This is a genomic window from Streptomyces sp. RerS4, assembly GCF_023515955.1.
Taxonomy (GTDB): Bacteria; Actinomycetota; Actinomycetes; order Streptomycetales; family Streptomycetaceae; genus Streptomyces.
Map to the genome: position 1 here is coordinate 6,710,014 of NZ_CP097322.1, position 11,625 is coordinate 6,721,638.

At 72.6% G+C, this 11,625-nt stretch carries 12 protein-coding genes; 8 read left to right on the forward strand and 4 right to left on the reverse strand.

Annotated features, from left to right (window positions below; translation table 11 throughout):
- Window positions 1–17: 17 nt before the first annotated feature.
- A complete protein-coding gene (locus M4D82_RS30050; protein ID WP_249770324.1) occupies window positions 18–842 on the reverse strand; it encodes an endonuclease I family protein in 825 nt (274 codons plus the stop codon).
- Window positions 843–1,138: 296 nt separating this feature from the next.
- Here M4D82_RS30050 and M4D82_RS30055 point away from each other — a divergent pair, with 296 nt between their 5' ends.
- Window positions 1,139–2,083 carry an SMP-30/gluconolactonase/LRE family protein gene (locus tag M4D82_RS30055; protein WP_249770326.1) on the forward strand — a complete coding sequence of 315 codons (945 nt, stop codon included), beginning with the start codon at window positions 1,139–1,141 and terminating at the stop codon, window positions 2,081–2,083.
- On the opposite strand, the gene M4D82_RS30060 is transcribed toward M4D82_RS30055, so the two are convergent.
- Complete coding sequence (locus M4D82_RS30060) at window positions 2,067–2,879, reverse strand: glutamate ABC transporter substrate-binding protein (RefSeq protein WP_249770328.1); 813 nt, start codon at window positions 2,877–2,879, stop codon at window positions 2,067–2,069. The two genes, M4D82_RS30055 and M4D82_RS30060, sit on opposite strands and share 17 nt — an antisense overlap.
- A gap of 324 nt (window positions 2,880–3,203) precedes the next feature.
- Here M4D82_RS30060 and M4D82_RS30065 point away from each other — a divergent pair, with 324 nt between their 5' ends.
- Window positions 3,204–3,752 (forward strand): TerD family protein, encoded by a 549-nt coding sequence (locus M4D82_RS30065; protein WP_249770330.1) that lies wholly within the window; start codon window positions 3,204–3,206, stop codon window positions 3,750–3,752.
- 142 nt (window positions 3,753–3,894) lie between these two features.
- On the opposite strand, the gene M4D82_RS30070 is transcribed toward M4D82_RS30065, so the two are convergent.
- Window positions 3,895–4,515: a TetR/AcrR family transcriptional regulator gene (locus tag M4D82_RS30070; protein ID WP_249770332.1), complete on the reverse strand. Its 621-nt coding sequence runs from the start codon at window positions 4,513–4,515 to the stop codon at window positions 3,895–3,897.
- 158 nt (window positions 4,516–4,673) lie between these two features.
- On the opposite strand from M4D82_RS30070, the gene M4D82_RS30075 reads away from it, so the two are divergent.
- The 6 genes from M4D82_RS30075 (at window position 4,674) to M4D82_RS30100 (ending at window position 10,714) form a co-directional block, all read left to right on the forward strand.
- The gene (locus M4D82_RS30075) at window positions 4,674–5,561 is read left to right on the forward strand and encodes a phosphatase PAP2 family protein (RefSeq protein ID WP_249770334.1); all 888 of its coding nucleotides are present in this window, start codon (window positions 4,674–4,676) and stop codon (window positions 5,559–5,561) included.
- Window positions 5,558–6,463: a DMT family transporter gene (locus M4D82_RS30080; RefSeq protein ID WP_249770336.1), complete on the forward strand. Its 906-nt coding sequence runs from the start codon at window positions 5,558–5,560 to the stop codon at window positions 6,461–6,463. The genes M4D82_RS30075 and M4D82_RS30080 overlap by 4 nt, the downstream gene beginning before the upstream one ends.
- 5 nt (window positions 6,464–6,468) lie before the next feature.
- On the forward strand, window positions 6,469–6,825 hold the full coding sequence (locus tag M4D82_RS30085) for a hypothetical protein (RefSeq protein WP_249770338.1): 357 nt from the start codon (window positions 6,469–6,471) through the stop codon (window positions 6,823–6,825).
- A gap of 227 nt (window positions 6,826–7,052) precedes the next feature.
- Entirely contained in the window at window positions 7,053–7,319 is a 267-nt protein-coding gene (locus M4D82_RS30090) for a GlsB/YeaQ/YmgE family stress response membrane protein (RefSeq protein ID WP_249770340.1), read from the forward strand.
- 89 nt (window positions 7,320–7,408) lie between these two features.
- Window positions 7,409–9,049 (forward strand): peptide-N4-asparagine amidase, encoded by a 1,641-nt coding sequence (locus M4D82_RS30095; protein WP_249770342.1) that lies wholly within the window; start codon window positions 7,409–7,411, stop codon window positions 9,047–9,049.
- 27 nt (window positions 9,050–9,076) lie between these two features.
- Window positions 9,077–10,714, forward strand: a complete 1,638-nt coding sequence (locus M4D82_RS30100) for a serine/threonine-protein kinase (RefSeq protein WP_249770344.1) — start codon at window positions 9,077–9,079, stop codon at window positions 10,712–10,714.
- A 32-nt stretch (window positions 10,715–10,746) separates the two neighbouring features.
- Here M4D82_RS30100 and M4D82_RS30105 read toward each other — a convergent pair whose 3' ends face one another.
- Entirely contained in the window at window positions 10,747–11,427 is a 681-nt protein-coding gene (locus M4D82_RS30105) for a transglycosylase SLT domain-containing protein (protein ID WP_249770346.1), read from the reverse strand.
- Window positions 11,428–11,625: the final 198 nt, after the last annotated feature.

Genomic DNA, 11,625 nt, shown 5'->3' on the forward strand with positions numbered 1-11,625 from the left:
ACCGGCGACCTTCTCGCCTACCAGATGGAGTTGACCCACTCCGGGTGGTCGATGAACGGGTTGCGGTTGTGCTGGTAGCTGTCGAAGATGATCTGGTTGCGGCGCTGCTCGAACGCGTCCGGCGGGTCGATCGCGTTCCACTGCTTCAGGACGCTGATGCGGCCGTGCCAGGGGACGGAGCCGTTCACGGAGGAGTCGTTGACCTCCAGGTCGGCGAAGCCGTCACCGCCTTGGTAGCGCACGGCCATGTAGAGGAGCATGCGCGCCACGTCGCCCTTGACGGCGTTGCGCGGCTCGAAGGAGTTGGAGTCCGTGTAGCTGCCGGCGGCCTCGCTCACCGGGCTGCCGCCCAGGTCGAAGTCCTTGTTCCCGCGGGTGCTGTTGACCGTCACGTCCTCCGGACGTATGTGGTGCAGGTCGGTGCCGGGGCCGGTGGTCGTGCCGAAGTTGCCGTGGCTCTGCGCCCAGACGTGCTCGCGGTTCCAGTCGTCGACCCCGCCGCCGTTCGTCGACTTCGACTGTGAGCGGCCGGAGTACACCAGGATCACGTTGGAGGCGTTGTTCGGGTCCTGGTCGGTGACCTTCAGCGCGTCCCAGACGGCGCTGTACGAGATCTTGGACTGGTTCTTGATGATGCCGTGCAGCGCGGTCTTCAGCGCGGCGCCGGTCTTGCCCTCGGCGGCGGCGTAGTACGCGTCCACGCTCGCGGTGGCCGAGGCGGGCGCGGCGGCGGCGTGGGGAAGCGCCGCCTCCTGCTGGCCCGCCGTGGCGGTGGCCGGAAGAAGGAGCAGGGCGCCGGCGGCGAGGGCGGCGGCCCAGGGGGTCGTACGGGAGATTCTCATGACGTGGGGGACACCTCTCCACACGCACCGTCCCCACCAGTGCAGTTGGCGGGGTGTCAGTGGCAAAGCGAGGCTTACATTGTCATGTGCCCTTCAGGTAAAGGCTACGTGTCTACGCGCGTACCTCGCTGTGTCGCGTCCGTCGGGTCGGGGCGCGGTGGGCGGCGTCTTTCGGCCACGTGGCGCGGCTGACGGCCTGCATCTGTCCGGATCGGGGATCTTCCGGTACGGCGGTGATGTGTTGAGGTGTGAGAAACAACTCACGTGCCATGTATCCCAGTTGAGAGGATTTCACCGTGACTGCATCCCTGGGGCGCCGGGGCTTCATCGGCGCGGCCGCGGCACTCGGCGGGGCCGCCCTCATAGGCCCGCTCGCCCCCCTCGCGCAGGCGGCCGGCGCCACCCGCCCGCGTCCCGACGTGATCGCCACCCCGCCCGGCTTCCAGCCCGAGGGCATCGCCGTCTCCGGCCGGGGTGTCGCGTACACCGGCTCCCTGATCGACGGCTCGATCTACCGCGCCGACCTCGCCACCGGCTCCGGCCGGATCCTGACCCGGGGCGACGGCTCGGCCTCCGTCGGGCTGAAGCTGGACACCCGGGGCAGGCTGCTGGTGGCGGGCGGGGCGAGCGGTCGGATCAAGGTGATCGACGCGCACGACGGCCGGGTGCTGGCCGTCCACCAGGCCGCCGAGGGGACGGCGTTCGTCAACGACGTGATCGTCGCCTGCGGCGGTGCCTGGTTCACCGACTCCTTCAACGACGTCCTGTACCTGCTCCCCGACGGCGGCCGGGCCCCGCGCCCGCTGGCCCTCGGCGGGGAATGGACCCCCACCCCGCCCGGCGGCACACACTGGGGCGCCAACGGCATCGAGCGCACCCCCGACGGCCGGGCGCTGCTGGTGGTCAACGACACCGTCCGGGCCCTGTTCCGGGTCGACCCGCGCACCGGCGCCGCCACCCGCACCGCGCTCGACGGCGGGGCGGTGGACAACGGCGACGGCCTCGTCGTGCACGGCCGCACCCTGTACGTCGTACGCAACTGGTCCTACGCCGTGGACGTGTTCACCCTGGACGCGGACGGCCGGCGGGGCCGGTTCGTCAAGCGGATCACCGATCCGCGCTTCGACGAACCGACGACCGCGGCCGTCCACGGCGGCCGGCTCCACGTGGTCAACGCCCGCTTCGACGCCGACTGGTCGGACCCCGCCACCGCCTCGACGATCGTCAGTTGCCCGTTGTGACCTGGGGCGCCGGCTCGTACTTGTAGTTGGCCGAGCCGAAGTTCTTCTTCACGGCCGCTTCCCAGGAGCCGTCCGAGACCATCTTGGTGAGCGCCAGGTTGATCTTCCGCTGGAGGTCGTTGTCGCCCTTCTTGAGGCCGATGCCGTAATTCTCGTTGCTCAGGTTCAGCCCGACCAGCTTGAACTTGCCCTCGTTGCCCTTCCTGGCCGCGTACCCGGCGAGGATGGAGTTGTCGGTGGTCATGGCGTCGACCAGGTTGTCCTGGAGGGCGACGAGGCACTCCGAGTAGCCGCCGAGCTCCAGCACGCTCGCCTTCGGCGCGAGCGTCTTGCGGACGTTCTCGGCGGAGGTCGAGCCGGTCACCGAGCACAGCCGCTTGGTGTTGAGGTCCTCGGCCTTGGTGATCGTGGTGTCGTCGGCGCGCACCAGCAGGTCCTGGTGGGCGACGAAGTAGGGGCCCGCGAACTCGACCTTCTCGCGACGCTTGTCGTTGATCGTGTAGCTCGCCGCGACGAACTTGACCTCGTTGTACTGGATCAGCAGTTCGCGGTCGGAGCTGTAGACCTGCTTGAACTCGATCTCGTTCGGCTTGTAGCCCAGTTCCTTCCCGATGTACCGGGCCACGTCGACGTCGAACCCGGTGAAGGTGCCGTCGCTCTCGCGCATGCCGATGCCGGGCTGGTCGAACTTGATACCGACGGAGAGGGGCTCCTTCGGCTCGTCACCGACACACCCGGAGGCGGTGGCGGCGAGGGCGATCACCGCTGCGACCGCGCCGGCCTTGGGAACCTTCATGCTGCACTCTTTCCTCGGGAACGCGACCACGGGGGATGTCGCGGGAACGGGACACATGCGGACACCCGCGCGAGAACCGCGCGGGTGTGAAGACACGTGTACGAGGAAGCTAGAAAGGTGCGGGGCGCAGCGTCACTAGATCTGAGGAAAACTTGAGGATAACGATCCGGTTCAGCCGAGGATCTTCTCCGGAACCGGGTCGGAGCGAAAGGGCCTCCCCGTGCCGGCCGGGAACGTGCGGTCGCCGGCCCGGAGGCCGCGGCGCCGTGACAGCATGGCCGGGCAAGACGGTCGGCAGCGGCCGCGCGGTGGAGGGGGAGTTCCGTGAGTGGAGTACGCAAGACCCTGGCCAAGGTGGAGATCGCGTTGCGCTGGGACCCCAGCGCGGCCGGCGAGCCCCCGCACGACCTGGACATCGTCGCGGCGGTGTACGCCGCCGCGGACCCGCACGGGGAGCCCGTCCACCTCGTGCACTTCGGCAGCCGGTCCCCGGACGGCACCATCAGCCTGGGTCGGGACAGCCGGACCGGACAGGGCTTCGGGTTCGACGAGGTGATGGTGCTCGAACTGGACCGGATGGCCCCCGAGTTGGGCCGGGTGGTGGTCGGCGTCGTGATCCAGGACGCGGGCGTCGGCGGCCCGGCGCCGCTGCGCAAGACGTTCGCCGCCGTGCCCGGCACGGGGCTGCGTATCCGCGCCGGCTACGACGACCTCGCCACGGCGGACTTCGCCGAGGTCGCGGACGCCACGGCGGCCACCGTCGCCGAGTTCACGCGCGACGGCTCGGGCGGCTGGTCGTTGGAGGCCCGGCCGCGGGGGTTCGACGCGGACGCGCAGGAGTTCGCCCGGGTCATGGGCGCGGCCCGCGCCTGATCCGGCGTACGGGTCGACGTACGGACCGGGTGGCGGTCACCCTGCTCGGGGGTGACCACCACCCCGTCCGGTGGCGCGCTGCCGCCGTCCCCACGAGGCAGCGCACGGGTGGCCGTCCGGTCATCGGGGACGGCGCACCGGTTCAGGGGGCCCGTACGGCCTCGGGCGTGATGCCGAGGGCGGGCAACAGGGCCGCGTCGACGAACCTGACCAGGTACTCGGCGTCCGCGTAACGCCCCTCCAGCACGGGCCGGATCCGCAGGACGCCCATCAGCTGCGCCGGCAGGAACTCCACCGCCGGATGATCGGCGGCGATCTCGCCCCGGGCCACCGCCCGCGCCACGATCGCGTCGAAGGCGGTCAGCTCCGGCTCCACCAGGGCCTCGCGCAGCGCGCCCTGGAGTTCCTCGTCGCTGAGCACGGCATGCCCGAGGGCCTGGGTCAGTCGGGTGTCGCGGTTCGAGGTGCAGGCGGCGATCCGGGCGGCCTCGCGCAGGTCGCCGGCCAGACTCCCCGTATCGACGCCGGTCAGCGTCCGGTCGCTGCGGCTCGCGCGCAGGGCGGCGGCGACGAGCCGCGGCTTCGTCTTCCACTGCCGGTAGAGCGTGGACTTCCCGCAACTGGCGCGCGCGGCGATGCCCTCCATGGTGAGGGCCTCGTACCCGCACTCGCGCAACTGCTCCAGGACGGCGTCGTAGAACTCCTGCTCGCGCTCCGGCGAGATCTTGGAGCGGCGCGCGGTGACCTGCGGCGTCGACGTCATCGGCGGGGGCTCTCCTCGGGCTCCTGGACGGGCTGCGTGCTTGCTTTTCGAGTGTACGGCCCGTTCCGACGTTATCGGTACACGCGCGTATCGATACGCGAATGTATCGATACACTGGCGTGTCGATGAAGAGCACCCGAAAGAAGTGAGACCGGGGGATGACCTCCCACACCACACCAGGCCGGCAACCCGCCGGCGCCGGGCGCGGGGACGCCCGCCGCCGGCTCATACGCGAGCTGCTGCTCGTCGGGGGCCTGTTCGCCGTCTACAAGGCGGGCCGGACGTTCTCCACGGACCGCACCGAAGAGGCCTTCCACAACGCCGCCCGCGTCTGGGACGTCGAACGGACCCTGCGCCTGCCGGGGGAGGGCGCCGTCCAACGACTGCTGCTCCACTCCGACGCCCTCGTGCACACCGCGAACACCTACTACGCGGCCGTGCACTTCCCCGCGACCGCCCTGTTCCTGATCTGGCTGTACCTGCGCCGCCCCCGCCACTACCTGTGGACCCGCCGGGTGCTCACCGCCCTGACCGGCGTCGCCCTCGTCCTCCACCTGGCCTTCCCGCTGGCACCGCCGCGGATGCTCGGCGCCGCCCACCTCGTCGACACCGGACAGGTCTACGGGCCCACCGTCTACCGGGCCGCCCCGGCCGCCGACCCGCTGGCCAACCAGTTCGCCGCGATGCCCTCCCTGCACTTCGGCTGGGCACTCATGCTGGGCCTCGGCATGATCGTCGCGACGCGCTCGCGGTGGCGCGTCCTGTGGCTGCTGCACCCGCTGGTGACGCTGCTGGTGGTCGTCGGCACCGCCAACCACTACTGGCTCGACGCGATCGTGGCCACCGTGCTGCTCGGCGGGGCCCTCCTGCTGGTGCCCCGCCCGAACGCCGCGCCCCGGCCCCGGCGCGGCCTCCCGAGCCCGCGCCCGCGTCCGGTGGTGGACCGGTCGGCGGCGGGCCGGTCGACGGAGCCGGTGCCTGCCGCGCCGTCGGCGGCCGTGGCCGCCGTGGCCGCCGTGCCCGCCCCCGTCGGAGCCGCGCGATGAACGCCACCGTCCTCGCCGTCGCCCTCTGCCTCGCCTCGGCCGTGACGTACGCCGCCGCCGCCGTCGCCCAGGAACGGCTCGCCCGCCGGGCCACCGCCCGCAGCGCCCGCGCCCTCTTCGGCAACGGCGACTGGTGGTGGTCGGCCGGCCTGAACGCCGCCGCCGCCCTGCTGCACGCCGCCGCCCTGCGCTACGGCCCGCTCACCCTGGTCCAGCCGCTCGGCGCGCTCACCCTCGTCGCCGCCGTACCGCTCGGCGCGCGCGGCGCCGGCCGTCGGGTCGCGGCCACCGAGTGGCGGGGCACCCTGGCCACCGTCGCCGGCCTCGGCCTGCTGCTCCTGCCGGCCTCCGGCCCCGCCCCCGACGACACCCTCACCCTGGCCGAGGCCCTCGCCGTCTCCGGGGCCACCGTCGCCGCGATCCTGCTGCTCACCGCCCGCCAGGACCCCCGCTCCGGGCTGCGGCACGCCACCGCCTCCGGGCTGGCCTCCGCCGTCGCCTCCGCCCTGACCCAGACCGTCGCCGTCGCGGGCGGCCGGGGCGGCTCCCTGTTCAGCGTCCGGGTGGTCTCGGTCGCGCTGCTGGTGGTGGTGTTCGCCGTCGGCGGGATGCTGCTCTCGCAGCGGGCCTACCGGGGCGGGCTCGGGGCCCCGCTCGCCGTGGTCAACCTGGCCAATCCCCTGGCCGCCGCCGCCATCGGCATGATCCTGCTCGGCGAACGCCTCCAGGGGGGCGCGCTCGGCGTCCTGCTCGCGGTGGCCGGAGCCCTCGCGGCGACCCGAGGGGTCCTGCTGCTCACCCGTACCCCGTCCGACGCCCTGACCGGAGGCGCCGGCGCCGTCCGACCCGCCGCGCCGGTTTCGGCGACCGGGCCCGTAGCGGCCGGCCGTGTGACAGCCTGATCGACATGGCTATCGACATGGCTCTAGACAAGGCCGACCGCTGGTCGTTCCTCTCGCTGTGGTCGAAGGACTCGGTGCTCTCGATCGGCTCCGTGGGCTCGGTCCTGTCCATCGGCTCGGTGGGTTCGGCCCTCTCCGTCGGATCCGTCGGCAGCGTGCTCTCCGCCGTCTCCGTCGGCTCGGGCCTCTCCGCCGCCTCCGTGGGCTCCTGGCTGAGCCTCGGCTCCGGCTTCTCGGTGCAGTCCTCGTTCTCCTTCCTCTCCTACCGCTGCCGGGGCGGCCTCGCCGCCGGCGGGGCGGTCGCGGCGGGCGCCGTCGCCGCCACGCTGCTGCTCAGAGCGGCCTCCGCCCGCCGCCCCTAGGGGTGTCTTTCGGATCAGGCCGGGCTCGCGGTGGCCGGCACCGCGCATCGCAAGGCGGAGGAGGGAGTCGACGCGGAGCGTCGGCGACCGACGACAACGCGGCGAGGCGCGGCACCGACCACCGCTCCCTGATCCGGCCTGATCCGAAAGACACCCCCTAGAACCGTTTCCGCCGCCTTGCGCGTCCTGATCCGTGAGAGACGGACGAACGAGCGGAGCGGAACACCATGGGCATCATCGGCTGGATCATCCTGGGGCTCTTCGCCGGAGGCATAGCCAAGATCCTGCTGCCGGGCCGCGACCCGGGCGGTCTCATCGGCACCACCCTCATCGGCGTCGCCGGTGCGTTCATCGGTGGCTGGCTCTCGGCGAAGTTCCTCGACCGCCCCATCCAGAACCAGTTCTTCGACGTCGCCACCTGGGGCTCGGCCATCGCCGGCTCCCTCGTCCTCCTCATCGGCTACCGCATCCTCTTCGGCAATTCCCGCGACTGAGCGGGGGTGCCGGGCGGGGGCGAGAATCCGCCAGGGGCCGGACACCGGCCCTGGCGGGGCGCGGCGACGACGGGCTTCACTGCGGGGCCATGAGACGACACAGGATCACGGTGCTCCTCGGCGCGCTCGCCCTCGCGGCCGGAGCGCTGACCGCCGGGGCGGGAGCGGCGGCAGCCGGCACGCCGAGCGGCCCGGCCACGCCGAGCGGCCCGGTCACCCCGCCCGCCGAGTTCGGCACCGACTGGCACGACCCCCTCACCGTCCCCCCGCCCGTGACCCGGCCGGCGACCCGCTCGTGCACGGTCACCCTCGCCGAGGCCCGGTTCCGCGACTTCACCCCCTACCGCGGCGACTACGCCCCGCCCACCGACTGCGGTCGGGGCTCCTGGGCCAAGGTCGTCCTGCGCCTGGAAGGCAACGTCAAGGGCCGCCAGTACGACCGGCTGGGCAACCTCACCCTCGGCGGCGTCGAGATCCTCCGCACCTCCACCCCCCAGCCGTCCCCCGACGGCATCACCTGGTCCGTCGAGAAGGACGTCACCCGCTACCGCGACACCCTCAGCCGCCCGCAGCCCGTCGAGATGCTGATCGGCAACGTCGTCAACGACACCTACACCGGCGTCATCGACGTCAAGGTCACCCTCACCTTCTACGCCGCCCAGGGCCCCGTCGGCCCCGCCGCCACCCCCGACCTGGTGCTCCCGCTCACCGGCCCCACCGTCACCACCCCGCGCAACACCGAGCGGATCCTCGCCGAGGTGTACGCCACCGGCTCCGGCGGCGGCTGCGAGGAGTACTGGTACATGACCGTCCCCGACGCCGCCCCCTACTCCTGCAAGGCCGCCGACGGCCCCCACCGCGAGGTCCGCGTCCACGTCGACGGCCGGCTCGCCGGGATCGCCGCACCCTTCCCCACCGTCTGGACCGGCGGCTGGTCCAACCCCTTCCTCTGGTACGTCACCCCCGGCCCGCGCGCCTTCGACGTCCAGCCGATCCTCTACGACCTCACCCCCTACGCCGCCCTCCTCAACGACGGCCGCCCGCACCGCATCGAGGTGACCGTCGCCGGGGTCCCCGCCGGGCAGAGCGGCTGGAGCACCCCCACCAACCTGCTGATCCACCAGGACCACGGCCGACAGGTCGTCACCGGAGCCCTCACCCGCCACGAGGAGACCGCCCCGAGCGGCCACTCCCGTTGGACCCCCGGCGCCGAACACCGCCTCGACACCGAGGGCGCCCACCGCCTCACCACCGCCGGCCACCTGAACACCTCCCACGGTCGGATCACCACCACCGTGACCCGCGAGGTCCGCGCCGACTCCACACACCGCTGGACCGACGGCGAGAGCCTCGACGCGCTGACCGCCCGCTGGAGCGACGAGGAGGACGTCACACGGGGCGGCGTCACCACCCGCACCGCACGCGCCTACACGATGGACGGCGAGACCACCCTCGGCGCCGGTGACCGGCTGCGCACCGTCCTGACCCTGAACGACCGGGCCGACGTCGCCACCCTGCGCGGCGGCCGTCCCGTCGACCGCTCCCGCCTCGACGACCACTACACGGGCGACGCCACGTACACGACGAACGTCCCCCGCGACCAGCGCCACGCCGTCGGCACGACCACCGCACGCCACCGGCAGTACGGGACCGCAGCGGGCGGCGGCTGTTACGACCGTACGGTGAGCACCGCGCAGGGCACCGTGACGACGGACCGCCGGCGTTGCTGACCTCCGCGGGCCCTACGATGACCGGCCATGGACACGAGTGAGGCCGACAGACGGCTGGTCGACGGACGCTTCGAACTGATCGCACCCCTGGGCAGCGGCGGCATGGGCACGGTATGGCGTGCCCGCGACATCGCCCTGCACCGTGAGGTCGCCCTCAAGGAGGTGCGCCCGCCGGATCCGGCCACCGCCGCCGCCCAGCCCGAACTCGTCGTCCAACTCCGTGAACGGGCCGTACGGGAGGCCCGCGCCTTGGCCCGGCTGGCCCACCCGAACGTGGTGACCATCCACCACATCGTGGAGCCGGCGGCCGACGCGGGCGACCACCCCTGGATCGTCATGGAGCTGGTCAAGGGAGGCTCCCTCGCCGACCGCCTGGCCGCCGGGGCGATGCCACCGGCGGACGTGGTGCGGCTGGGGCTCGACGTGCTGTCGGCGCTGCGGGCCGCGCACGCCGAAGGGGTCCTCCACCGGGATGTGAAACCGGCCAACGTCCTGCTGCGCCCCGACGGGGCGGCGGTGCTCACCGACTTCGGCATCGCCGCCCTGCACGGGTCCACCGCCCTCACCTCCACCGGGGTGCTGATCGGCTCCCCGGAGTACATCGCGCCCGAACGGGTCCGGGGCGAGGAGGGACTCGCGGCCTCCGACCTGTGGTCGCTCGGGATGCTGCTGTACGTGGCGGCGGAGGGAACGCACCCGCTGCGCCGCGCCACCAGCCTGGCCACCGTGGTCGCCATCCTCGACGAGCCGATCCCGGCGCCGGTGCGGTCGGGCCCGCTGGGACCCGTACTGGAACGGCTGCTCGTACGCGATCCGGCCGCGCGGCCGGACGGCGCCGCGTTGGAAGCACTGCTCCGGGAGGCGAGCGCCGCGCTCGGCGCGGCCGTTCCGTCGCCCGCCTTCGGGGTGTACGGCCCGGCGGTCTCGACGCCGATGCCGATGCCGACGCCTTACGCCGCCACGCCGACGCACGCTCCGACCCCGGCGGGGCGGACCGGGCGGAAGGCCGCCTGGGTCGTGCTGGTCGGCCTGGTGGTCGCCGGCGCGGTGGCCGGCCTCGTCCTGCGGAGCCTGTCCGACGGGACCGGGCGTGAGGGCGGGGGTTCCGAAGCCGGACGGGGCGGCACCGGCGGCGTCCCGGCGGCCCGTTCGGCCGCGCCCTCGGTCGCGGCCCCGTCCGCCGGCGCGGGCTCGGCCGCCGTACCCGGCTCGCGTACCGCCGAGGCGGACCTGCTCACGCCGGGCGGCGTGCGTACGGCCCTCGACGCGCTGCGCCGGGAGACCGGCACCACGACCTTCGCCGACCTGCGGATCTACGAGCGCTACGTCCTCGCCAAGGTCCCCACCGCCGCCGGCGCCCGCACCCTCGACGCGTGGGAGTACCGCGACGGCGTGGCCCGCCGTACCGGCCCCGACGGGACCGTCGACGCCGGCGACCCGGTCATCGACATGTCCACCGTCGCCTGGGACGCCCTGCCGGGACTGCTGGAACAGTCGCGCCGGGACCTCGGGGTCGAGCGACCGACCTCGCGGTACGTCATCGTCGACCCCTGGATGATGGACCACGCTCCCGCGATGCGGGCCTACCTCACCGACGCCTACGGACAGGGCGGTTACGTCCTCGCCGGGACCGACGGGAAGGTGCGGAAGGTCTACAAGTCCTGAATGCGCGGGAGTCGAACGGGCGGCAGTGGCGATCAGTACGGGCCGTTGACGTTGTCGATCGAGCCGTAACGGGCGGCGGCGTAGTTGCAGGCCGCGGTGATGTTGGCGACGGGGTCGTAGGAGTCCATCGAGGTCCCCGGGACGTGATAGGCCTTGAAGGTCGGGTCGATCACCTGGAGGAGGCCCTTGGAGGGGATTCCGGCGGCCGCGTTGGAGTCCCAGTTGTTGATCGCCATCGGGTTGCCCGAGGACTCGCGCATGATGTTGCGGTGGATTCCGTTGTAGGTGCCGGGAATTCCGTGCCGGGCCATGACGTCGAGGGACTCGCGGATCCAGCCGTCGAGGTTGTTCGGGTAGGCGGTGGCCGGCTTCGCGGCCGAGGTGGTCTTCGCGGCGGCCGCGGCCTTCGCGGCCGTGCCGAGCTTGAGCGTGAGGCCCGGACGGATCACGGACGGATTGCCGCCGACCACGGTCTTGTTGGCGGCGTAGAGCTGCTGCCAGCCGCCGGTGAGGGAATGCTCGGCGGCGATCTTCGAGAGGGAGTCTCCCGCGACCACGGAATAGGTGGCGGGCGCTTTGGTGGTCTCCACCGCTCCTGCGGTGGTGGCGCTGATCAACGGCAGGGCGAGAGCGGCCCCACCCGTTCCGGCGAGAGCCAGGCGACGGGCGATCGGGTTCTGCTTCGGCCGACGGTGCTTACCCTTTGCGGGCATGGCGCTGTTCCTCACGTGGGGGTACGGGAGAGCCCGGCGGCGGCCGGATTCGGCAATCTGCCGCCGGGAATGAGGGTGACCGTAGGCGAGTTCCGCGGGCCGGAACAAGACGCGAATTCCACCCGGAGATCGACTTCCCGTCGCGAGTCGGATAAATGACCTTGAGGCGGTCCACGGGTAAAGGCCGATTCCCTTTCC

Excerpts from the sequence above, each read along its gene's own strand:
- M4D82_RS30050 (WP_249770324.1), bottom strand. The coding sequence starts at position 842 with ATGAGAATCTCCCGTACGACCCCCTGGGCCGCCGCCCTCGCCGCCGGC.
- M4D82_RS30060 (WP_249770328.1), bottom strand. The coding sequence starts at position 2,879 with ATGAAGGTTCCCAAGGCCGGCGCGGTCGCAGCGGTGATCGCCCTCGCC.
- M4D82_RS30070 (WP_249770332.1), bottom strand. The coding sequence starts at position 4,515 with ATGACGTCGACGCCGCAGGTCACCGCGCGCCGCTCCAAGATCTCGCCG.
- M4D82_RS30075 (WP_249770334.1), top strand. The coding sequence starts at position 4,674 with ATGACCTCCCACACCACACCAGGCCGGCAACCCGCCGGCGCCGGGCGC.
- M4D82_RS30080 (WP_249770336.1), top strand. The coding sequence starts at position 5,558 with ATGAACGCCACCGTCCTCGCCGTCGCCCTCTGCCTCGCCTCGGCCGTG.
- M4D82_RS30085 (WP_249770338.1), top strand. The coding sequence starts at position 6,469 with ATGGCTATCGACATGGCTCTAGACAAGGCCGACCGCTGGTCGTTCCTC.
- M4D82_RS30090 (WP_249770340.1), top strand. The coding sequence starts at position 7,053 with ATGGGCATCATCGGCTGGATCATCCTGGGGCTCTTCGCCGGAGGCATA.
- M4D82_RS30095 (WP_249770342.1), top strand. The coding sequence starts at position 7,409 with ATGAGACGACACAGGATCACGGTGCTCCTCGGCGCGCTCGCCCTCGCG.
- M4D82_RS30100 (WP_249770344.1), top strand. The coding sequence starts at position 9,077 with ATGGACACGAGTGAGGCCGACAGACGGCTGGTCGACGGACGCTTCGAA.
- M4D82_RS30105 (WP_249770346.1), bottom strand. The coding sequence starts at position 11,427 with ATGCCCGCAAAGGGTAAGCACCGTCGGCCGAAGCAGAACCCGATCGCC.